This window comes from Paenibacillus faecalis (genome assembly GCF_900289175.1).
Taxonomy (GTDB): domain Bacteria; phylum Bacillota; class Bacilli; order Paenibacillales; family Paenibacillaceae; genus Paenibacillus_AQ; species Paenibacillus_AQ faecalis.
Genome location: NZ_LT985747.1, coordinates 384,459 through 407,549 on the forward strand (window position 1 = coordinate 384,459; position 23,091 = coordinate 407,549).

The 23,091-nt window shown below is 46.7% G+C and carries 24 protein-coding genes; 2 read left to right on the top strand and 22 right to left on the bottom strand.

The window, feature by feature from the left end; translation table 11 throughout:
* Positions 1-19: 19 nt before the first annotated feature.
* From C8268_RS23275 to trhA, 10 genes are all read right to left on the bottom strand, one after another.
* Positions 20-2,839, bottom strand: coding sequence for a collagen-like repeat preface domain-containing protein (locus C8268_RS23275; RefSeq protein ID WP_272939313.1), 2,820 nt, complete (start codon positions 2,837-2,839; stop codon positions 20-22).
* 274 nt (positions 2,840-3,113) lie between these two features.
* Positions 3,114-3,941, bottom strand: coding sequence for a glycosyltransferase family 2 protein (locus C8268_RS01840; protein WP_106766097.1), 828 nt, complete (start codon positions 3,939-3,941; stop codon positions 3,114-3,116).
* Between the two features lie 37 nt (positions 3,942-3,978).
* On the bottom strand, positions 3,979-4,683 hold the full coding sequence (locus tag C8268_RS01845) for a class I SAM-dependent methyltransferase (protein WP_106766098.1): 705 nt from the start codon (positions 4,681-4,683) through the stop codon (positions 3,979-3,981).
* Positions 4,684-4,859: 176 nt separating this feature from the next.
* The gene (gene trmD, locus C8268_RS01850; RefSeq protein ID WP_106766099.1) at positions 4,860-5,693 is read right to left on the bottom strand and encodes a tRNA (guanosine(37)-N1)-methyltransferase TrmD; all 834 of its coding nucleotides are present in this window, start codon (positions 5,691-5,693) and stop codon (positions 4,860-4,862) included.
* 1 nt (position 5,694) lies between these two features.
* Complete coding sequence (rimM, locus tag C8268_RS01855) at positions 5,695-6,219, bottom strand: ribosome maturation factor RimM (protein WP_106766100.1); 525 nt, start codon at positions 6,217-6,219, stop codon at positions 5,695-5,697.
* A 249-nt stretch (positions 6,220-6,468) separates the two neighbouring features.
* Entirely contained in the window at positions 6,469-6,699 is a 231-nt protein-coding gene (locus C8268_RS01860; protein ID WP_106766101.1) for a KH domain-containing protein, read from the bottom strand.
* Between the two features lie 15 nt (positions 6,700-6,714).
* The gene (rpsP, locus tag C8268_RS01865) at positions 6,715-6,993 is read right to left on the bottom strand and encodes a 30S ribosomal protein S16 (RefSeq protein ID WP_106766102.1); all 279 of its coding nucleotides are present in this window, start codon (positions 6,991-6,993) and stop codon (positions 6,715-6,717) included.
* A 52-nt stretch (positions 6,994-7,045) separates the two neighbouring features.
* Positions 7,046-8,422: a signal recognition particle protein gene (gene ffh / locus C8268_RS01870; protein ID WP_106766103.1), complete on the bottom strand. Its 1,377-nt coding sequence runs from the start codon at positions 8,420-8,422 to the stop codon at positions 7,046-7,048.
* A 22-nt stretch (positions 8,423-8,444) separates the two neighbouring features.
* Positions 8,445-8,801 (bottom strand): putative DNA-binding protein, encoded by a 357-nt coding sequence (locus tag C8268_RS01875; protein ID WP_106766104.1) that lies wholly within the window; start codon positions 8,799-8,801, stop codon positions 8,445-8,447.
* Between the two features lie 137 nt (positions 8,802-8,938).
* Positions 8,939-9,586, bottom strand: a complete 648-nt coding sequence (gene trhA, locus C8268_RS01880) for a PAQR family membrane homeostasis protein TrhA (protein ID WP_106766105.1) — start codon at positions 9,584-9,586, stop codon at positions 8,939-8,941.
* Positions 9,587-9,828: 242 nt separating this feature from the next.
* Between trhA and C8268_RS01885 the strand changes: the two genes are divergently transcribed.
* Complete coding sequence (locus C8268_RS01885) at positions 9,829-10,152, top strand: hypothetical protein (RefSeq protein WP_106766106.1); 324 nt, start codon at positions 9,829-9,831, stop codon at positions 10,150-10,152.
* Between the two features lie 35 nt (positions 10,153-10,187).
* The gene (locus tag C8268_RS01890; protein WP_106766107.1) at positions 10,188-10,391 is read left to right on the top strand and encodes a hypothetical protein; all 204 of its coding nucleotides are present in this window, start codon (positions 10,188-10,190) and stop codon (positions 10,389-10,391) included.
* A gap of 76 nt (positions 10,392-10,467) precedes the next feature.
* On the opposite strand, the gene ftsY is transcribed toward C8268_RS01890, so the two are convergent.
* From ftsY to C8268_RS01950, 12 genes are all read right to left on the bottom strand, one after another.
* Entirely contained in the window at positions 10,468-11,466 is a 999-nt protein-coding gene (gene ftsY / locus C8268_RS01895) for a signal recognition particle-docking protein FtsY (protein ID WP_106766108.1), read from the bottom strand.
* Positions 11,467-11,492: 26 nt separating this feature from the next.
* Positions 11,493-15,062: a chromosome segregation protein SMC gene (smc, locus tag C8268_RS01900; protein ID WP_106766109.1), complete on the bottom strand. Its 3,570-nt coding sequence runs from the start codon at positions 15,060-15,062 to the stop codon at positions 11,493-11,495.
* A gap of 214 nt (positions 15,063-15,276) precedes the next feature.
* Positions 15,277-15,975, bottom strand: coding sequence for a ribonuclease III (gene rnc, locus C8268_RS01905; RefSeq protein ID WP_272939344.1), 699 nt, complete (start codon positions 15,973-15,975; stop codon positions 15,277-15,279).
* A gap of 12 nt (positions 15,976-15,987) precedes the next feature.
* A complete protein-coding gene (gene fabF / locus C8268_RS01910; RefSeq protein ID WP_106766111.1) occupies positions 15,988-17,226 on the bottom strand; it encodes a beta-ketoacyl-ACP synthase II in 1,239 nt (412 codons plus the stop codon).
* 159 nt (positions 17,227-17,385) lie between these two features.
* Positions 17,386-17,619, bottom strand: a complete 234-nt coding sequence (gene acpP, locus C8268_RS01915; RefSeq protein WP_106766112.1) for an acyl carrier protein — start codon at positions 17,617-17,619, stop codon at positions 17,386-17,388.
* Positions 17,620-17,734: 115 nt separating this feature from the next.
* Positions 17,735-18,484: a 3-oxoacyl-[acyl-carrier-protein] reductase gene (fabG, locus tag C8268_RS01920; protein ID WP_106766113.1), complete on the bottom strand. Its 750-nt coding sequence runs from the start codon at positions 18,482-18,484 to the stop codon at positions 17,735-17,737.
* A 63-nt stretch (positions 18,485-18,547) separates the two neighbouring features.
* Complete coding sequence (gene fabD, locus C8268_RS01925) at positions 18,548-19,477, bottom strand: ACP S-malonyltransferase (protein ID WP_106766114.1); 930 nt, start codon at positions 19,475-19,477, stop codon at positions 18,548-18,550.
* Between the two features lie 38 nt (positions 19,478-19,515).
* Positions 19,516-20,508 carry a beta-ketoacyl-ACP synthase III gene (locus tag C8268_RS01930; protein ID WP_106766115.1) on the bottom strand — a complete coding sequence of 331 codons (993 nt, stop codon included), beginning with the start codon at positions 20,506-20,508 and terminating at the stop codon, positions 19,516-19,518.
* 8 nt (positions 20,509-20,516) lie between these two features.
* Complete coding sequence (gene plsX / locus C8268_RS01935; RefSeq protein ID WP_106766116.1) at positions 20,517-21,503, bottom strand: phosphate acyltransferase PlsX; 987 nt, start codon at positions 21,501-21,503, stop codon at positions 20,517-20,519.
* A gap of 27 nt (positions 21,504-21,530) precedes the next feature.
* Positions 21,531-22,097: a transcription factor FapR gene (gene fapR / locus C8268_RS01940; RefSeq protein ID WP_106766117.1), complete on the bottom strand. Its 567-nt coding sequence runs from the start codon at positions 22,095-22,097 to the stop codon at positions 21,531-21,533.
* Between the two features lie 174 nt (positions 22,098-22,271).
* Positions 22,272-22,445, bottom strand: a complete 174-nt coding sequence (rpmF, locus tag C8268_RS01945; protein WP_106766118.1) for a 50S ribosomal protein L32 — start codon at positions 22,443-22,445, stop codon at positions 22,272-22,274.
* A 53-nt stretch (positions 22,446-22,498) separates the two neighbouring features.
* Complete coding sequence (locus C8268_RS01950; RefSeq protein WP_106766119.1) at positions 22,499-23,008, bottom strand: YceD family protein; 510 nt, start codon at positions 23,006-23,008, stop codon at positions 22,499-22,501.
* Positions 23,009-23,091: the final 83 nt, after the last annotated feature.

Consider the following 23,091-nt stretch of genomic DNA (forward strand, 5'->3'; position numbering starts at 1 on the left):
AACACAATTGTTTATAGTGCTAAGTTCCAATACGGAACATCGACACTCTCGCCGCAACCGAAGGAGCAAGAAGCGTTTTTGAAGTAGGAGACAGGTTGTATAACTGAACAGTGTTTCCAACAGCAAGATTAATAACAGCCGACCCGGAAATCCCGGCATTTGTAGAATTGGAACTTATGTTGGCAGTACTTGCCGTACTCCCGTTTATAACGATACCGAAAGTATTAGGAGTAGTTTGCCCAACATCTATAGTAACCTGCCAATCAAAATAATAATAACCTGCGGTTACAATAGTCAACGTAGTGGTGCCATTAAAAGTTACTCCTTGCAAATTGCTTTGATTAAATGTCAACGGACTATTGGATGGAATGCTTTCTGCAACTCCATTGCTGTTAAAAATCACACTACCACCGATTGTTGCTGCAGTTCCGGTAGGCCCTGTGGCTCCTGTTACTCCTGTTGCTCCCGTTGCTCCTGTTGCACCTGTCGCCCCGGTTGATCCTGTTACACCCGTTGCACCTGTTACTCCCGTAGCTCCTGTTGATCCCGTGGCCCCGGTTGATCCTGTTACTCCCGTGGCTCCCGTTGATCCTGTTGCCCCGGTTGATCCTGTGACTCCTGTCGCTCCTGTTGTTCCTGTCGTTCCCGTTGCACCTGTTAATCCCGTTGCTCCCGTTGATCCTGTGGCTCCAGTTACTCCGGTTGCTCCCGTTGATCCAGTAGCTCCTGTTGATCCTGTTGCCCCGGTTGATCCTGTGACTCCTGTCGCTCCTGCTGTTCCTGTCGTTCCCGTTGCACCTGTTAATCCCGTTGCTCCCGTTGATCCTGTTGCACCTGTGGCTCCTGTAGTCCCCGTTGCTCCCGTCTCTCCCGTAACTCCTGTGACTCCCGTTGAACCTGTTACTCCTGTTGCCCCTGTTACCCCAGAGGCTCCTGTCGATCCCGTTGCACCTGTTGCTCCAGTTACTCCGGTTGCTCCCGTTGCTCCTGTCGCTCCTGTTGCTCCTGTTACTCCCGTTACTCCTGTCGCACCAGTTGCTCCTATTGCCCCTGTTACCCCCGTAGCTCCGGTGACTCCAGTTGATCCTGTCACTCCTGTTGCTCCTGTTGCTCCTGTTGCTCCTGTTACTCCCGTTACTCCTGTCGCACCAGTTGCTCCTATTGCCCCTGTTACCCCCGTAGCTCCGGTGACTCCAGTTGATCCTGTCACTCCTGTTGCTCCTGTTACTCCCGTTACTCCTGTCGCACCAGTTGCTCCTATTGCCCCTGTTACCCCCGTAGCTCCGGTGACTCCGGTTGATCCTGTCACTCCTGTTGATCCTGTTACTCCCGTTACTCCTGTCGCACCAGTTGCTCCTATTGCCCCTGTTACCCCCGTAGCTCCGGTGACTCCGGTTGATCCTGTCACTCCTGTTGATCCTGTTGATCCTGTGACTCCCGTTACTCCTGTTGCCCCTGTCACCCCAGTGGCTCCTGTCGATCCCGTGGCTCCCGTCTCTCCCGTAACTCCTGTTACTCCCGTTGCACCTGTTACCCCCGTGGCTCCTGTGGCTCCTGTTGCTCCTGTTGCTCCTGTTGATCCCGTGACCCCGGTTGATCCTGTCGATCCTGTTGCACCCATTGCTCCTGTGGCTCCTGTTGCTCCTGTCGCCCCCGCTGCTCCTGCCTCTCCTGTCGTTCCTGTGGCTCCTGTTGCCCCGGTTGATCCTGTCGCTCCCGTGGCTCCCGTTACGCCCGTTGCTCCGGTCACTCCTGTTGATCCTGTTGCACCTGTGACTCCTGTCGCACCTGTCGATCCCGTGGCTCCTGTTACTCCTGTTGCACCTGTTGATCCAGTTTCCCCCGTGGAACCTGTTGATCCTGTTGCACCAGTTTCTCCTGTCACCCCGGTTACTCCAGTCGCTCCCGTCTCTCCCGTAACTCCTGTTACCCCCGTCGCCCCTGTTACTCCTGTTGCTCCCGTTGATCCGGTTGTTCCTGTTACTCCCGTGACTCCTGTTGCACCTGTTGCTCCTGTAGCCCCTGTTACTCCCGTGGAACCCATTTCTCCTCTACGGCCTGTAGCACCTGTAGCTCCAGTTGCTCCTATTGCCCCTGTGGCTCCTGTTGCTCCTACCATGCCTTCTAAAGCCTGCATTCGTGTAATTCCGTAAACAGCTTCTGCACTAGATCGTGACACTGAACTAAACGCTCTAAACAAGGCTGCCTCTCCGTCTGGAGATATATTCAAAGTTGGAGCCACACTAGCTAAGTTCGCTAAATAATCCGTCAATTCCTCATTGATTTGTGCTACTGGAATAGCATTTTCCCCGAGTAAATGAACTATGTTTTGCTGGATTTCTCGAAGCCTCCCAACTTGTTGACTTGGAGCCCCCAGCATACCAGCTTGTTCAGCTATAACATTTAGTACATTTCCTAACTGCACTCGTGTTTCTGGACTTGGTCGAGTCAACGCATTCGTTATAAAGATCGGTAAACTTTCCAGCGAACTAATTAATGCTGAATTATCCTGTGGTACATTCGGTTCATTTCTTGACTCCATGATCTGGTTTAAAACCCTCAAACCTTCGTTTACAGAAGTTTCAACTGCTCTTCTCACACCCATCCGATCAGCTAATAAATAAACTGTATTTATAAATCGATCCAAATCCCTAGCAAATTCAACAGGATCTAATATGCTTGTATTCTTTACGACTTGCTGCGCCACATTTTGAACCGCCCTTTTTTCACTCACCGTAAACGACATATTTTGAACGAGACGATTCAAAGTTTGTACCTGCAATTTTAAAGCGGCCAAACCTTCATTTTCACCGCCCCTAAAAAGTATTTGAATATTCACGCTAAGTCGTCTAAGTATCTTTATAAATATTCTTTTTCTAGAACGTCGTTTTCTACGAACTCGCTTTAACTTAAGCTTCTTAGCTCTATCCCTTTTATGGAAATTCATGTTTTCCCTCCCCAGTTATCATTCCCTAATCCATAATTCCGTTGACCAAATGCCTATATGGACACCATATTCTACTTAGCTTGTTCCAGTTCAGCCCACAACAAAAAAAGCAACATCCCTAACTTGATCAGGAAAATTGCTTGAAGTAACCAAAATCTAGATATCTTTATATTTTTTCTACATGCCTAGAAGGAATAAAATGCATCTCTCTGGCTACAATATCGCTTGGATTATATCCTAACTGGTCTATTTCGAATGCAGACTGACCGATACTCCATTTCTGGCGAAACTTTTCGGCGTTTTGTAATGAAGACAGTTTATAAGAAATATCCCTGCCTCCAAAAGTTCCATGCCCTTCATGATAAATAAACACATCCTGTGCCACCCACAGCGTATAACCGCTGATCCGGGCCCTAATACAAAAATCATCATCTTCATAATTTCCCGGGAAAAACCTCTCATCCATCCCGCCTATGCGATTTACAAGTTCGACAGGAAACAGCATGCATAACCCAGTTAAACGATGAGGATAAAAACCTTTATCTTTAAATAGCTCCGCCCGCTTTTCAGCATATGCATTCAATTCTTCCAATGATTGATATACGAAATCATTAACTCTTTGTATGGGAGCCACAACATTGGAAACAGGTCCTACAATGCCGGCAGAAGGTATTTTCTTTAACCATTTGTGCAAATTCGAAAGCCAGCCTGGCGTAACAATAGTATCATTGTTCAGAAGAACTATATATTTCCCTTTGGCGACAGCCATACCTTGATTACAACCTGCAGCGAACCCTTTATTTTCTGAATTTTGAATAACTTTAGCGTTTTCTACTGTCTGCAAATATTCAATCGTATTATCTTTAGAAGCGTTATCTACAAATATCCACTCAAAAGAAATTTCTGTGTTACGAATAACACTTTCCACACACCTTTTGGTCAGATCCAAACGATCCTTTGTGAGAACAACAATGGAAGTTAAACCATCCGTCAATCCTAACCCCTCTCCTTCCTTGAGCTGCTAAATTTTTTTATAAACCGGAGCTATCTAATATGTAAGTTATTTGAGCATGAATTAAAGGATCTTCTTCTTCCGGAATCAAAATCATAAGTCCGTTATTGGAAAAAAGCTCATAATGCTTCAGTTTAATAGACGATTCTTTCATAAAATCCTTTACGGCTGAACGAACACCATTTCGCTGCCCTCCTTCATAGACTGCATTATAAGCAATATGGTTGAATCCTCCATTGTCAAGCAGCTCGGATTGCCCAGGTTTCATTCCTTTTGCTGCATACGGCTTTCGAAACTCTTCAGGGATAGATTCCGGAAAATAATACATATCTCGATAGCCATATGGCCAATCGGTATCATGTAAAAGGACTACAGGAAATCGACCTGTTTTTCCAGCCATTTGCTCGACCTGTTTCAGCTCATGATATACCGTATACCAGTTATGATCTCCATCGATGAGAATCATGTCATATTGATCGATAGAGGGCAGAACCTCCAGACTGAACTTGGTAATCAAGTTTACGACATCGCCATAGTGCTTGCAGAGCAAAGCCGCATCATACTGAGGACTAGGGTCCACAACAAAACATCGTCCTCCGATATGCTTACAATACTGCAGCAGTTTAAAAGTTGTGTACCCTGTAAACGATCCAATTTCCACTATGGTTTTTGGTCTTGTAGCTATAAGCACATGCTTAATAACACGTTCCCAGAAACGGTGCATAAATATCCTCCACCCTAAAAACAAGTTATGACATTGACGAATACTAGTATGCTTATGCAGCAGTGCTTATTCGTTATGTAACAATTTTCCTGCACAAAATAACTACCTGCTTATTTTTAAAAAGTCAAAAAAGAGGGGAGTATATCACCTGTCTGTGATATGCTCCCCTCTTAATTTTATTTTTCATGATTTTCACGTACACTATGTTCACGAAGCTTCTCCAGAAAAATCTTATCTTTCTTGGTAAGCTCGATATGTTTAAGCAGTTCCGGACGCCGCTCCCAGGTTCTAGCCAATGCCTGCTCTCTGCGCCACACTTCAATATTGGCATGATGACCGCTGAGCAGTATATCCGGCACTTTCCAGCCCCTAAATTCAGCGGGGCGAGTATAATGCGGATACTCCAGCAAGCCTGTACTGAACGAGTCGGTAACCGCAGACATTTCATTACCGAGTACACCAGGCAGCAGCCGGACCACAGAATCGATAACCACCATAGCTGGAAGTTCGCCTCCAGTCAGCACATAATCACCGATGGATAGCTCGTCGGTTACAAGGTGCTCACGAATTCGTTCATCATAACCTTCATAATGACCACAAATAAACACCAAATGTTCTTCGCCCGCAAGCTCTTCCGCTTTTTTCTGCGTGAAGGTTTCACCTTGGGGACACATCAAAATAACCCGCGCCGGCTTTCGGTGAACCACAGCAGAATGCTTATCATCATCAGAAACCGCGTACTCAGGCAAATTTTCAGAAGCTCCAAATTCCCCTGAATTGGGTAACAATATATCCTCAACAGCGGCAAAGATCGGTTCTGGCTTAAGAACCATACCACCTCCGCCTCCATAAGGAGTATCGTCAACCTGTGAATGCTTATTTCCGGCATACTCACGGAAGTTTACTGTGTTCAGTGAGACAATTCCTTTTTCAGCTGCTTTACCTAATATGCTGGAATGAAATACCCCATCAAACATTTCCGGAAACAGCGTGAGAACATCAATCTTCATATTATAGCAATCCTTCCATCAGATGAACCCGGACCACCCTAGACTCTTTATCCACATCCAGTACGACCTCAGGAATGGACGGTAAAAGAATTTCTTTGCCTTTTGGAGTCTTTACTACCCAAACATCGTTGGCACCCGGTGTTAAAATTTCCGTAATAATCCCCAGCTCTTCAGCGGGTTCATCATCTGTCATGACACGACAGCCGATGATTTCATGGAAATAATATTCGTTCTCCGGAAGTTTTTCTTGAAGCTCTTCACTAATCTTTAAAAGACTTTTTTTGTATTTCTCAGCCTCATTGATCCCGCTGATCTCCATAAACTTAATAATATACATATTTTTATGAAGACGGGAAGTCTCAACTGTGACGGGAACAGGTTTACCGCCATTGGGTGGCACGATAAACAGCTGACTTTTTTTCGCAAAACGCTGTTCCGCAAAATCCGTATGGGATACAACCTTAACTTCGCCGCGTATACCGTGTGTGTTCACGATTTCCCCTACAGTATATAACTTCTCAGACATGTTCTCCTCCTGCAACTTATTTATAAGCTGAAAGCATTTTTAAAAAACCAGATTTCTTCAGCATGTACGAAAAAGGGCTAGGACATGCATCCTAACCCCCTTTCGTATATCATTAAGAAAAACTCAAAAAAAAGGACTTGGTCGTCCTTTGGAAAGAACGACTATAGAGAAGAAAGACCGCATTGGCGACTTACAGTTAACTCTTCCCATATTAGAACGAAGAGCCTTTATAGCCTTCATTCGAATATGTTAAGAAATGATGTCCACGGTCACCCGTTTATCCATCTTAACTGCCGCTGATGTTACGACCGTGCGCAATGATTTGGCGATACGCCCCTGTTTGCCTATGACCTTCCCGACATCGTCAGGATGCACGTACAGTTCATACACAATCAGATGCTCCTTCTCCACTGTCTTCACAGTCACATCTTCTGGATGATCCACTAAAGCCTTAGCAATAACAAGAACTAATTCTTCCATAGATTACCCTCGCGATCAGTCTTTTTTCTGATGCTTAAGCTCATGAAACTTCTTCATAACGCCCGCTTTGCTCAGCAAGTTGCGAACAGTATCGGATGCTTGCGCACCGTTTTGAAGCCAGTTGAGCGCTTTTTCTTCATCAATTTTAACTTCAGCCGGTTGAGCAACCGGATTATAATAACCGATTTCCTCGATAAAACGGCCATCACGCGGGGAACGGGAATCCGAAACTACCACGCGATAGAAAGGGGCTTTATGAGCACCCATACGTTTCAGACGAATACGTACTGCCATTACAAAATTCACCTCCTTCAAAGAATGTCCTGCTTTATGTCCGAATGAAACCTTAACGGAAAGGGAATTTCATACCTTTGCCGGTTAACCCCTTCAGTTGCTTCAGAGCCTTGTTCTTGCCCTTCGGTCCCATCATGTCGGAGAACTGCTTCATTACTCGCCGCATTTCATCAAACTGTTTGATCAAACGGTTTACCTCAGGAAGCGTGGTTCCACTGCCTGCTGCAATTCGCTTGCGTCGGCTAAGATTAATGATATCCGGCTGCTGCTTCTCTTTCATAGTCATGGAACGAACAATTGCCTCAATCCGATCCATCTGCTTTTCATCCACTTTGAGGTCTTTCGTCTGCTTCATATTGCCCATGCCCGGAATCATATCCATTAACTGATCCAGCGGACCAAGCTTCTTAACCTGCTCCATCTGCTCCAGGAAATCCTCAAACGTAAATTCAGCATTCCGCATTTTCCGTTCCATTTCCTTGGCTTTATCAGCATCGATATTCGACTGGGCTTTCTCAATCAAAGAGAGCATATCGCCCATGCCGAGAATCCGGGATGCCATCCGCTCAGGATGAAAAGGCTCCAAAGCATCGATCTTCTCGCCGAGCGCCGCGAACTTGATCGGGCATCCGGTGACCGCTTTAACAGACAACGCCGCACCGCCTCGGGTGTCGCCATCAAGTTTGGTCAATACAACACCGGTCAGCTCCAGCTGTTTATTGAAGCTGTCCGCCACATTGACAGCATCCTGACCTGTCATTGCATCCACGACAAGCAAAACCTCTTCCGGATTTACAGCACTGTGAATCTGCTTCAGTTCTTCCATCAGCTCTTCATCAACATGAAGACGTCCGGCTGTATCGATAATGACATAATCTTGACCATGATCCTTGGCATGCTGCAAGCCTTGTTTCGCAATTTCAACCGGGCTTGTTTGGTCCCCAAGCGAGAAAACAGGAACCTTGATCTGTTCACCCAGAACCTCCAGTTGCTTGATCGCTGCCGGGCGATAAATATCACAAGCTACAAGCAGCGGACGACTGTTCTGCTTCAGCAAAAGCTTGGCAAGCTTTCCGGAGGTCGTGGTCTTACCGGCACCTTGAAGACCTGCCATCATAATAACAGTAGGAGGCTTGTTGCTCTTCGCAAGCTTCGCCTGACTTCCGCCCATCAGCTCTGTCAGTTCCTTGTTGACGATGTCGATGATCACCATGCCCGGCGTAAAGCTTTCCATAACTTCCTTGCCAATTGCTTTTTCTTTGACCTTGGCTACAAATTCCTTTACTACTTTGAAGTTGACGTCGGCCTCAAGAAGTGCCAGACGAACTTCGCGCATGGCTTGAGTAACATCCTCTTCGGACACTTTACCTTTACCGCGAAGCTTGCTGAACACATTCTGCAGCCTGCTGGTCAACCCTTCAAATGCCATATTCGCAACCTCCGTCCTATTATTAATCCTTTAACATAAGTTGATCTACCATATCTATCATCATTCTCTTGTCCTGCTCATTCAGAACAATATCATTAAGCATATTTCTTAGCTTACTGAGCTCATGAATACGCTCTTCATACTTCTCCAGAAGCCCAAGCTTCTCTTCATAAGCTTCCAATACCTGCTCTGCACGTTTAATATGCTCGTACACAGCTTGACGGCTGATTTCGAATTCACTCGCAATTTCCCCCAAGGAGAAATCTTCATGAAAATAATGCTTTAAAAACGTCTGCTGCTTCTCTGTTAGCAATCGTTCATAAAAATCAAACAGCAGATTAATCCGGTTCGTCTTCTCGAGTCGATTGCCCTGACTCACTCAAAAGCACCCCCCTCGTCAAGGGAAAACACTTTACAGTTCACTTAACGAACATTATCATACAAAAAACATAGAAGGATGTCAAGCATTTCTCCTTGTCATCCTTCTCTTTTAATTCTTTGTTTCATTTTGGATTATTACTGAATCGGCAGAATATAGAAGAGCACTGCGAAAAAGTGAAGCACACTGCCTGCGAGCACGAACAAATGCCAGATTGCATGATGGAAAGGAAAACCTCGCCACACATAAAAAATCGTGCCGATCGTATATAACAGCCCTCCGCCAACCAACAAGTTTATACCTTGGGGCGCCACTACCGCTGTCAATGGGTTCCACGCAATGACGATCAACCATCCCATTGCAATGTAAAATACCGTGGACATAAACAGAAACCTTTTGACAAAGAACACTTTGAATATACATCCAAGCAATGCGATGCCCCAGATTACCCCGAACAAGCTCCATCCAAGAGGTCCACGAATAGCTACCAGTAAAAACGGTGTATAGGTTCCGGCAATAAACAAATATATGGAAGAATGATCGAGGAACTCGAAAACATCCTTCGCTTTCCCCTCCTTAAAGCTGTGAACCAATGTGGAATTCAGGTATAAAAGTACCATGGTTGTTCCGTAAATCGTAAAGCTCACCACGTGCCAGACGGTTCCTTCCAAACTGGAAAATACGATTAGCAGCACCAGAGCAGCTATACTGAGCACGGCACCGATACCATGAGTAATTGCGTTGGCTATTTCCTCCCTGCGGGGATAGGTATGAGTATTCGCCACAACTAACTTCCTTTCGTTCTAATCTTTAACTTTCATTATAAGCGCTGTGCTGTTCTCATTCAAATCCAACGGAGTAAGTGAAAGTTCAGATTGATTCCCCAATAATTTAATTTTCTCGATCCCTCCATCTATCCAATCTATTAATCTATTAATTACATATAATATCGCAAGATGTAAAAGGAGGAAGACCTTGGATTCATCCATTATACTAGACTAGTTCATAAAGAGAGGAGACATCTACAATGTGTTTTTTATCTTTTGGATGTTGCCGTTTAGCAGCCAAAGTCAAAAAATTAATTCGAGAAGTGGATCTTCTTCGCAGACAGACCGAAACATTGACCGATCGAGTTGAATCGATTGACAATCAGGTTTTGACCGGACAGACGATCGTTCCTGCCCTTATCGATTATTTCGGAAATCGGACAATTCAAAAGGTTCAGGTCAGTACGACGTTTGTTACCCTGGAAGGCATCGTCATCGCAACGGCTGAGGATGGCGTCCAGATTCGCGAACAATCCGGAAATCTCGTATTGATTCCGTTCTCAAAAATAACTGCAGCTCATTAGTATTTTGACAACTTATTAAAAAGGGGGTATCTAATATGCGCTATGTTGATTGGCTTCAGGGCTTGATTGGATCAGAGGTAGAAATAATGATATCAGATGATGTTGTTGTCGGAACGCTGACAGACATTTATGAAGGAATGATCATTCTAAAAGTCCCTCTTATCATTGACGGACCTCCCAGCGATACAGCGACGATCCCGTTGCACTCGGTTGAGTTCATTCGTATCGTCTCATCGTAGTCAATATATGTGTTACTGTGTATTTTAAAAAGAGGACCTGCTCGGCAGGTCCTCTTTCCTTTAAACCATATTGGCGTTAAACGGTCTCTTCCCCGTTCTCTTCTTCCTTGATCAGTCCGGCAAATAATGCGTGCACAAATTGTTCGGAATCAAAGGTTTGCAAATCCCCCATTTTCTCACCTAGACCGACCAATTTCACAGGAAGGTTCAGCTCCTGGCGGATCGCTACAACTATACCACCTTTAGCCGTACCGTCCAGTTTCGTCAGCACAAGACCAGTAACTCCGCTTTTTTCGCCAAACAGCTTCGCCTGGCTCAATGCGTTTTGGCCTGTTGTCGCATCAAGTACCATCAGCACTTCGTGCGGCGCACTCGGAATTTCGCGCTGGATAACACGATAAATTTTATTCAGCTCTTCCATCAGATTCGTCTTGTTTTGGAGGCGACCGGCTGTATCACACAGGAGAACATCGACATTACGCTGTTTTGCCGCTTGTACAGCGTCAAACATGACAGCTGCAGGATCGGAACCCGGCTGCTGTTTAACAACATCAACCCCGACACGCTCTCCCCATACTTCAAGCTGCTCAATCGCTCCGGCGCGGAACGTGTCGCCAGCAGCAAGTAGCACTTTTTTTCCTTCCTGCTTGAAACGGTGTGCGAGCTTTCCGATCGTTGTTGTCTTGCCGACCCCGTTAACACCGACAAATAAAATAACCGTGATCCCGTCCGGATTCATCTGGAGCTCATTGTTGTTATCTCCTCTAAGCAGCCCCATCAATTTCTCGGACAAGATGGGCTGAAGATCGGACGCTTCTTCAATACGGCGTTTTTTCACTTCGTCACGCAGTTCGTCCATCAGATTCATCACTGTGTTTACACCGACATCAGCACCGATCAATATCTCTTCGAGTTCTTCGTAAAACTCTTCATCGATCTTTTTGCGACGGATCATCAGATCCGAAACCTTTTCTACAAAACCTTTACGGGTCTTCTCCAGACCATCGCGAAATTGTTTTGTTACACTTTCCGTTTTGCTTGAAATGCTCTCTTTAAGTTTCTTAAAAAAGCTCATATGCTTCCTCCGTGTCATTGTATTCTTTAAGCGATTTCCGCTTCCTCGTTCTCAAGCTTGACCGAAACGAGCTTCGAGACTCCACCTTCTTCCATCGTTACGCCGTATAGTACGTCAGCCTCTTCCATCGTACCTTTCCGGTGCGTTACAACGATAAACTGGGTTTGCTCCGAGAACTCTCGTAAATACTGCGCAAACCGGACAACGTTTGCTTCATCCAGAGCTGCTTCAACTTCATCCAGTACACAGAACGGTACCGGCTTAACCTGAAGTATCGCAAATAACAACGCCATTGCAGTCAGCGCCCTTTCTCCACCGGAGAGAAGCTGAAGATTCTGAAGCTTCTTTCCCGGAGGTTGGGCCACGATGTCAATACCTGTCTCAAGAAGACGATCCGGATCTATCAGAATCAAATCCGCGCGTCCTCCGCCGAAAAGCTTCGTAAACACCATCCCGAACTCTTTTCGGATCGCATCAAAGGTTACCTTAAAACGCTTGGACATTTCTTCATCCATCTCTTTGATTACCTGATACAGTGTTGTTTTCGCCTCGACCAGATCAGCCTTCTGCTCGCTAAGGAATTGATAACGTTCGTTAACACGCTCGTATTCCTCAATCGCGCCCAGATTGACATCGCCCAGAGCAGTTATGCTGCGCTTCAATTCACGCACTTCATGCTGTACAGCCGGCACATCCTCAGGCACAGGATAGCGCTGCTTCGCCAGCTCATAACTTAACTCATAATCCTCGCTCAATTTTTTCAATATGTTCTCCAGCTCAACATCGAGCCGGTTTACACTGATTTCCGTTTGACGGAGCTGTTCCTCAACCGATCTCAGCTGGGTCCTCTGCTCCTTCGTCTCACTTTCAGCGAGCTCCAGCTTTTGGCTCAGCTGGGTTCTTGATGCCCGCTTAAACTCAAGCTGCTGAGCGGCTTCATCCTTCTTCAATTTGAAATGATTCAGATTTTCGATCTGTTTCACACTTTCGGCTGCATTCTGCTCCAATTCCGCTACAACGGAATTAAGCATCGTCTGGCTTTGCCCCTGTTCTTTTTCGTGATTGCCCACATCTGTTTTAAGTCTCTTCAGCTGTTCCTCAAGTGAAAAAGTTTCCTGATCCAACTTGCCCTCCTGAACCTTGAGAGCTGTCAACCGTGTCTGGAGCTCGTCCTTTGCAGATTCATTCGCTTTACGTGCGAACTCTGCAGCTTGAATAGCCTGATGCGTTGCCTTTTCTTCATCCTCTAACTCAGCCAACACCTGCTGGGCACGCGCGCGGCTCTCCTGAATCTCCTTGGCTTCCTGCTGATAGCTTGTCTTTTCCTGACCGGCAAGCTCAGCTTGCTCCATAACATGACGAAGCTCATGCTCCAGCTGCTTTTGATCACTTGCCGCTTGCTGCTCTTCCATTCGTTTATCATCGCCAGCTTTTCTCAGCTTATCCAGCTTGTCTGATGAGCCCGCCATTTGTTCTCTAACCTGCTTAATTCCTTGCTGAAGCTTTATGATCTGCGCTTCCGTTGCAGAGATTTCCTGATCAAGCTGCTCCAACTGGCGTTTGCGTCCCAGAAGGTTGTTGCTCTTCTTGTGGTGACTTCCACCTGTCATCGATCCGCCTGCATTGACCACGTCGCCTTCTAAAGTGACAACTCGGTAGCGGTATTGGAGCCGAGCTGCAATTTTGTTGGCCTGCTCCAGTGTTTCAGCAATAACGACATGACCGAGCAGGTTACCGACAATGCTTGCGTACTTGGGATCATATTGCACAAGCTCTGAACCGAAGCCGACGAATCCGGCTTCTCCTTCCGTCATCGAGCGATCTGAAGCTGAAACGTGACGTGGACGAATAACGTCCAGCGGCAGGAAAGTCGCACGTCCCAGTTGACGCTGTTTGAGGAAAGAGATCGCTTGCCGGGAGACGGCTTCATTATCCATGACCACATGCTGCATCGAAGCGCCAAGCGCTGTTTCCATTGCCAATTCCAGTTTTTCCGGCACATGGATAAGCTCAGCAACAGCACCATGAACCCCGTTCAAGACGGATTTGCGAGACGCTTTTAGCACTTCTCTAACACCTAGCATAAAACCGTCAAAATCATCCTGCATTTCTTTCATTGTATCCCGGCGAGAAATTTGTGCTTCACGTTTCTGTTCCCACTTGCGCAGTGCTCCCTGACTCTCTTCCAGCAGCTTCTGAAGTGAATTGTACCGCTCGCTCTCCGTAATATATTCATTGCGCAATTCAGCAATTTCCTTGCCGAACCGTTTCAGATTACGGTTGATCTGCTCTTTGCGTTTGAGCAGCTCCTCTTTTTGGCTTTCCCACTTTCCAGATTCCTCTTCAGCGCGATTCATCCGGCGCTCAAGCGCCTCCTGCTGCTGGTCTGCGTAACGAATTTCATTTCTCGCCTGAGCCATCCGGTTCATCAGCTCAAGCAGATTTCCTTTCAAGCTCTCTTCCTTCTGTTGGCTGATTCCACCGGTAACGCCTTCCAGCTTCGCTTCCTCTGCAGAAAGTTGATCTCTAAGCTCACCCAGCTCTTTATGCAAGGCGTCAAGCTTGTCCTTCAATGCGGCCAACTCTTCCTGCCGCTCTTTCAAACGGATGTCTCCCGTTTCTACGTTTTGGGATAACTGATCGCGAGTTCGTTCCAAGTTGCGACGACGCTCTTTCAGAACCTCACCATAACCTTCGTTTTTTTCAAACGACTCACTATATTGCAGCAGCTGATTCTGAACAAGTTCAATTTCCTCTTCCAGCTGCCGTAAGGCCAGGCGATCGCTCTCCAGCTTGGCATCATGTGCGGACACGACTGCTGAAAGTGCCAGCTGCTCTTCCTGCAGCTGCTCCAGCTTGGCATTCGCTTCGCTCCATGCACTATGTATCTGTTCAATCTGATACACATACAGTGATATTTCCTGACACTTCAACTGCTCCTTAAGCTCTTTATAACGTATCGCCTTCTCAGATTGCTCCTTCAACGGTCCAATCTGATCCTCAAGCTCCGTTACAAGATCGTGAATACGAAGCAGGTTCTGCTCTGTCTCATCCAGCTTACGAACAGATTCTCGCTTACGGGACTTGTATTTCACAATGCCCGAAGCCTCCTCGAAGATCCCCCGGCGATCTTCAGAACGAGTACTTAAAATCTCTTCAATCCGGCCTTGTCCGATAATGGAATAAGCTTCTTTACCGATGCCAGTATCCATAAACAATTCAGTTATATCTTTCAGTCGGCATGACTGTCTGTTAATCAAATATTCACTTTCACCATTGCGGTGTACACGACGTGTAACAGTCACTTCATTGAAATCAAGCGGGAGTGCATGGTCTTCATTATCTAATGTCAACGATACTTCGCCATAGTTCACAGCCTTGCGAGCATCACTTCCGGCAAAAATAATATCCTCCATCTTGCCCCCGCGAAGTGACTTCGCACTTTGCTCACCCAGTACCCAGCGGATGCCGTCAGAAATATTACTCTTGCCGCTTCCATTAGGGCCGACGACCGCGGTAATTCCCCGGACAAACTCCATTTCCGTTTTATCGGCAAACGATTTGAAACCCGTTAACTCTATTCGTTTCAAATACATATATCTCAAATCACCTCTACGTTATTGTACCATATCGTTTATCCTTAAGAATCCAGCCATCCCTCAATATAGAAGGCATTCATTCGATCCGGTTTTGGTCAACTTTTAAAAGGGATAGACAACGAAAAAGAGCAAAAAACAGTCGTGAACTCGGCTTTCCGGTTGTCCTCTTGACTGATCTTTGCTCTTTGTTTGTCCTCACTTTTGGCAAAGCTTAAGCGTTAGCGCGTTTCAGCTGCTCTAGGGCTACCGCCGCTGCTTGCTGCTCGGCCTCTTTCTTGGATCGGCCACTGCCGCGTCCAAGACATTCGCTTCCCATATATACCTCAGAGACAAACTCGCGTTCATGCGCAGGCCCACGTTCTTCAACGATACGATATTCCAGCGTACCCATACCGTGATGCTGTGTCAGTTCTTGAAGCTCGGTCTTATAATCGCTCATATGAGGCCGGCCGTTAACTGTGACGGATCGGAAAACATGATCACTCAAAAATAAACGAACTGCCTCCAACCCTTGATCAAGATATAGCGCCCCCACAAACGATTCGAACACGTCAGCTAGAAGGGCCGGGCGGGTTCGTCCGCCCGTCATTTCTTCTCCCTTGCCTAAGAGCACATAACGGCCAAAGTCCAGTCTTTCTGCAAATTTAACCAATGATGGCTCGCAAACAATGGCGGCCCGAAGTTTTGTCAATTCCCCTTCTGGACGATCCGGGTAAAGATTGTATAAGAACTCACTGACTGTAAGCTCCAGTACAGCATCACCCAAAAATTCCAGTCGTTCGTTATCTTGACTCTGGCTAAAACGATGTTCGTTGACATATGAGGCGTGGGTAAAGGCCTGCTTCAGCAGCATTCCGTTACGAAACTTGATTTGAAGTTTATGCTGTAACTGCTTCAGATCTCCACTCAACATACTGTCCCCTTACTCGGCGTATTTTTTCAGAATAATGGTAGCATTATGGCCACCAAATCCAAATGAATTGGACATAGTAACGTTCAACTCGGCTTGTCTAGGTTGATTCGGCACATAATCAAGATCGCATTCCGGGTCCTGATCCTCAAGATTGATCGTCGGAGGAATCGTCTGATTATTAATACTTAATGCACAAATGACGGCTTCCACACCGCCAGCAGCACCGAGCAAATGACCCGTCATCGATTTTGTGGAGCTCACCGCAACTTTATATGCATGATCTCCTAACGCCATCTTGACAGCCTTGGTTTCCGAACGGTCACCAACAGGCGTTGATGTTCCATGTGCATTAATATAATCAACCTCTTCCGGTGCAATCCCCGCATCCCGAATCGCCATCTTCATGCAGCGTGCTGCACCATCCGGATCAGGCTCGGTAATGTGATAGGCGTCAGCGCTCAATCCATAGCCGATCACTTCAGCGTAAATCTTGGCTCCACGCTTTTTTGCATGCTCCAAAGATTCCAGTATCAAAATACCGGCGCCTTCACCCATTACAAAACCATCACGTCCGGTATCGAACGGTCGGCTTGCCTTCTCAGGCTCATCATTACGAGTTGACATTGCCCGCATCGCACAGAAGCCGGCCATGCCTGTCGGACGAATGGTAGCCTCAGCACCACCACACACCATAACGTCGGCATCTCCGCGCTGAATCAGGCGGAAAGAGTCGCCAATAGAATGGCTGCCGGTCGCACAAGCGGTTACCTGCGTCGTATTCGGCCCTTTAGCACCCAGATTGATCGACATTTGGCCAGAAGCCATATTAGCAATCATCATCGGGATAAAAAACGGACTCACACGTTTAGGACCCTTTTCCAGCAATATATTGTGCTGGTCTTCCCATGTTCCTAAACCGCCGATACCGGAGCCGATCGATACGCCGACACGTTCGGCGTCAGCGTTCTCACCGATTTTAATCCCGCTGTCTTCTAAAGCTTTACTGCCAGCTGCAACCGCAAACTGGACAAACCGGTCCATCTTGCGGGCTTCTTTGCGTTCCATATAATCTTCCGGATTAAAATCCTTCACCGATGCGGCAATTTTTGTTGGATAGTCACTGACATCAAAGGCCTCAATATGTGAAACCCCGGATTTACCATTCATCAGACTGTTCCAAAACGTTTCGAGATCTTGACCTATAGAGGTCATGACACCCATTCCTGTTACAACAACTCTTTGTTTCAAACAGACTCACCTCTATATGGACTACCCCTTGTCTTCCCATCTGCTATAGGAGGTTCAGAGCAGCGATAATCTTTCGCAGATTCAAGGTTTTTGAAGTTCACTTTCATGAAATGAGGAGAAGTCCCGCCTTACAACAAGAACGGGACTTATCGCTATGACTTAGGTATGAGATTGTATGTAATTAACAACTTCACCTACGGTCGTAATTTTCTCCGCATCTTCATCAGAGATTTCCATATCAAACTCATCTTCCAATTCCATTACCAATTCCACTACATCGAGAGAATCAGCCCCAAGGTCATCTTTGAAAGATGCTTCTAATGTTACGTCGGCTTCGTCAGCCCCCAGGCGGTCAACGACGATGCGTTTCACGCGATCCAAAATATCGGACATCCGGCTCACCTCCTCTTGGTAATTATACGAGAAATAATTTCAAATTACCATAGAAGGCAATTTGAAATCACTCTTTATGTTTTGAAGGCTTATTTTTCATTGAAAGAAGCCATTCTTACATATACATTCCGCCGTCTACATGCAAGGTCTGACCTGTCATATAACCAGCTTTGGCAGAAGCCAGGAAAGCAACAACATCAGCGATTTCTTCCGGCTTTCCAAGACGTGCAAGCGGGATATCTCCCAGAAGCTTGTCACGCATGTCATCAGGAAGCTCACGGGTCATGTCTGTATCGATAAAACCAGGCGCAACCGCGTTTACTGTAATACCGCGCGAAGCGAGTTCGCGGGCAGCAGCTTTCGTCAGACCGATCACTCCTGCTTTTGCAGCTACATAGTTAGCCTGTCCAGCATTGCCAAGCGCCCCAACAACAGATGAAATATTAATGATGCGCCCGTAACGCTGCTTCATCATCGGACGACTTACGGCTTTGAGACAGTTAAACACGCCCTTCAGATTCGTTTCGATCACTTGATCAAACTCTTCTTCTTTCATCCGCATGATTAAATTATCTCTAGTAATCCCCGCATTATTCACAAGGATATCAATTCTTCCCCATTTATCCATAATTTGCTTGACAAGAGCATCTGCTTCAGCACTGTTCCCAACGTTGGCCTTCAAAGCAATCGCCTCTACGCCTTTGGAACGAAGCTCAGAGACGACCTCATTGGCGGCAGCCTCATTGCCGGAATAGTTCACAGCAACATCTGCGCCCATATCCGCCAGTGCCAGTGCAATGCTGCGTCCGATACCGCGGGAAGCACCTGTAACAAGAGCGGTCTGTCCTTTTAAAGCTTCAATCATAAATGTACCTCCTTTCCACGAGTATACAAAAAACTTATCCTTCAGCTCGTCAAAGAATCGAACTTAGAGAGATTCGAACTCTTCAATACTGCTTAGACTGTTGATATTTACCAGTTTCACATTCTTGTCAATTTTCTTAATTAATCCGGTAAGAACTTTGCCAGGCCCGATCTCTATAAAGGTATCTACACCTTGGCTAATCATCCACTCCACACTGTCATGCCATAATACTGGCGAATAAACCTGCTCCACGAGCAGCTTCCGGATCACTTCCACATCGCTTACAGGACGTGCTGTCACATTGGCTACAACGGATACAGCCGGAGCAGACATTTTGACATCCGTTAATTTTTCTGCAAGCCGATCCGCTGCTTTTCTCATCAATGATGAGTGAAACGGACCGCTAACTTCAAGCGGTATCGCCCGCTTTCCGCCAATTTCCTTCACCCGTTCTGATGCGGCGGCGACACCTTCAGCGGAGCCGGAAATGACAATCTGGCCAGGACAGTTCATGTTTGCAAGTTCAACCGGTGTTCCTTCTGCGGATATACCGCGGCACAGATTGTTTAACGCCTCACGATCAGCTCCCAGAACGGCAGCCATAGCACCTTGACCATTAGGCACTGCTTGCTCCATATATTCCCCGCGTGCCCGAACAATCACCGCTGCCTCTTCTAAAGATAAAACCCCCGCAGCTACCAATGCGCAGTACTCACCCAGACTGTGACCTGCCACATAATCAGGAGTAATCCCTTTATCGCGAAAGGCTTCCAGATAAGCTACACTTGCAGCAAGAAGCGCAGGTTGTGTGTTATACGTTTGCTTCAGCTCCTGTTCAGGACCTTCAAACATGATGGAGCTGAGTGAAAGTCCGAGGCCTTTGTCGGCAGATTCAATAACGGCCCGAGAAGAAGGTATCTTTTCAAATACATCCTTGGCCATACCAACCGACTGTGCTCCCTGACCAGGAAATACAAATGCTATTTTGCCCAAATATAAGGCTCCTTTCAGCTATATATTTTAAAGGATGATTACCATTTAAGAACTGCAGCTCCCCAAGTCAGTCCCCCGCCAAATCCGACCATGACAACCGTGTCGCCTTCCTTCAGACGTCCCTCTTCACTAGCCTCTACCAAAGCCAGCGGAACGGAAGCTGCCGAAGTGTTGGCGTACTTATCAACGTTGATCATCACTTTTTCATCCGGAAGACTCAAGCGCTCCTTGGCGGATTGAATAATTCTCACATTCGCTTGATGGGGAATAAATAAGTCAATATCCTCTTTTGTTATACCTGCTTTTCCCAAAACGGTTTCGGTTGCAGAGCTCATTACCCGAACAGCGAATTTAAACACTTCACGTCCGTTCATATAAATAAAATGTTTCTTGCCTTCCACCGTATCGACTGAAGCTGGCATGCGGGAACCGCCTGCTTCAAGATATAAGTGTGCGCCTCCTGAGCCTTCTGCTCCGAGGTCGAAGGACTGGAACCCACGCCCTTGCGGCACTTCTCCGAGAATGACAGCCCCTGCTCCATCACCAAACAAAACGCAGGTGTTACGGTCTGTATAATCCGTAATACGAGACAGACAATCTGCGCCAATGACAAGAGCGTTGTTATACATTCCTGTCTTCAAAAAATTTGTTGCTGTCGCAAGCCCATAAACGAAGCCTGAACAGGCGGCTGACAAGTCAAAAGCGGCCGCTTTTTTCGCTCCAAGTCGATCCTGAAGCAGACAAGCCGTGGAAGGGAAGAACATATCAGGGGTTACGGTAGCCACAATGATCAGATCCAGATCCTGACCCGACATTCCAGCAGACTCCAATGCTCTTACGGCAGCCTCATAAGCCAGATCCGAAGTCGCCTGATCCTTCGAAGCAATGTGGCGCTCCTTGATACCTGTACGGGAAACGATCCACTCATCAGTCGTTTCTACCATTTTTTCCAAATCACTATTTGTTAAAATATTTTCCGGAACATATTTACCTGTTCCAATAATGCCAACCGGACGTAAATTGTTATACATGATCTCACTCACTTCCCGCTAATTTCGTTTGAGATGCTCTCAACCAAACGATTTTGCATAGCTATACGGGCTTGGCGAACCGCATTTTTAATCGCATTACCGTCTGCCGAGCCGTGGCTCTTGACTACAAGGCCGCTCAATCCAAGGAGAGGCGCTCCTCCATGCTCCTTGTAATCCATAATCGACTTCAACCCTCTTAACTGCGGCATCATCATAGCTGCCGCTAATTTGGTCTTGAGTGACTGGCTGAACTGTTCCTTTAACAGTGAAAACAGCGTGCCAGCGGTCCCTTCTATTGATTTCAGGAGTATGTTTCCTGCAAAACCGTCGCAAACCAAAACGTCACAAACACCGTTCATAACGTCGCGCGCCTCAACGTTGCCAACAAAATGAATCGGCAGCTGCTCAAGCAGCGGATATGCATGCTTGGTAAGCTCATTGCCCTTGCCCGGTTCTGTCCCAACATTCAGTAAGCCAACACGCGGCTTGGACACACCGTGAACCTTTTCACGATACAAGCTCCCCATCAATGCATACTGCTGCAAATGTTCCGGTTTGGCATCCATATTCGCCCCCAAATCTAGTGCCAGCACACCCTTCCCATCCAGTGTAGGAATCATAGGTGCCAGCGCAGGACGCTCAATTCCCTTCATCCGTCCTACAATAAGCAAACCGGTTGTCATCAGTGCACCGGTATTCCCTGCCGAAATCATGGCATCCGCCTCACCTTCACGGACCATTCTTCCGGCAACAACCATGGAAGCATCCTTTTTCCGGCGTACCGCTTTAACCGGCTCATCCTCGGGCTCTATGATCTCACTGGCATGACGAACGATCAGGTTCGAAGGCCGCTCCTTCAGGAGCGGCTCAATTTTCCCTTGATCGCCGACAAGAACAATTTCAGTATCCTTCCATTCCCGGGCCGCAGCTTCTGCTCCTTCCACTGTGCTTTGCGGAGCATTGTCACCACCCATGGCATCTATGGCGATTTTCATGTTGTAGCCTCCTTTGATTGACTGACATTAATCTCCTGTCGACCGATATACGGTGAAATTGCCCTGGAACACCATTTCATCACCGACATAAGTGAACACTTCAACTTTAGCCTTACCCTTCTGTACTGCATTGGAACGCACATAAGCTTTGGCGATACACTTCTCTCCAAGCCGAACCTGCCTTATGAAACGAATGTCCGCTGAAGAGGTTAAGGCAATTTCATCATTGATTACTGCAACCGCCAAAGAGTTAGCCTGAGCAAAAACATAATGCCCTCTCGCAATCAGCGTCTTACTAAATACATGCTCTTCGCGAATCTCAAAAATCGATATACCGCTCTTGTCCAGCTGCAAATCCACCACATCACCGATGACTTCATCCAGTGACAATGAGCGAACTTGATCATACGTGTGCTCCGCCATCTGCTTCATCCGCTCTCGAAGCTCAGGAATACCAAGCTCCATCCGATCCAGGCGAATCGTCTGTATACTGACTTTCAGCTCACGCGTTAGCTCACGATCTGTGACAAAAGGATTATCATCTATCAGCTGGATCAGTCTCTGGTGACGATCTTTTTTGGATAGACGTTCGATGATGATACAACTCCCTCTGCCGCTAGGGCGCCATTCTTTTAATGTATGTAAATATTAAACCTTAATATTAGAACCTGGTACTAATCTGTAGTATAAATCATGTTTGTACAAAAAGAAAGTCATGCAAACAAAAAAATAGCACCTCACCAGAGATGAAGTACTACTTGTTCATAACTATTGTTTGATAATCTCTCTTGCCTTGTAAGTTCCGCACACTCGGCATACGCGGTGAGCAAGTTTCATTTCCCCGCACTGCTCGCATTTCACCATGCCTGGTACGGCCAGTTTAAAATGAGTGCGACGCTTATCACGACGTGTCTTAGACGTTCTACGTTGAGGTACTGCCATGTTCCCACCTCCTTATCAGTTCAACCCGCTTTCACGGGGTGTCATATCCATCATCATTTAAAAAAGTCCTTCAGCGCGGCCAGCCTCGGGTCGATTACTTCGGTGTTGCAATCGCAAGAAGTCTCGTTCAGATCTTTACCACAAATCGGGCAAAGTCCCTTGCAATCCTCGCTGCACACCGGGGCTAGCGGCAGATAGAGCACCAATGCTTCTTCCACATACGGAACGAGATCTAAGCTCTCGCCTTTCACGTATATGATATCTTCATCTTCATCCTGAACCATGTCAGGGTTCTCTACCGGCTGGAATACTTCATGAAAGGGGATGTTCAGCTGTTCGGTGACCGGCTTAAGACAGCGAGAGCATTTCACCTCAAGCTGACCTTGTAAGTGTCCACGAACGATGACCGAGCCAGCGACGGTCGGAGTCGCCTTAAGCTCCACCTCAAGCGGTGTTACGGCGATGATATCCTTCCGGCCTTTAACGGCATGGCTAACATCCACAGTTTGATGGAATTGTAACGGTTGATCGCTGGTTGTCAATTTTCGAAATTGAATAAGCATTTCCATCACTCCAAACAAACAAAGATTATTATACCGATCTATAGAGACTTTTGTCAACAGCCTATCCTTTAAGCTTGCAAATG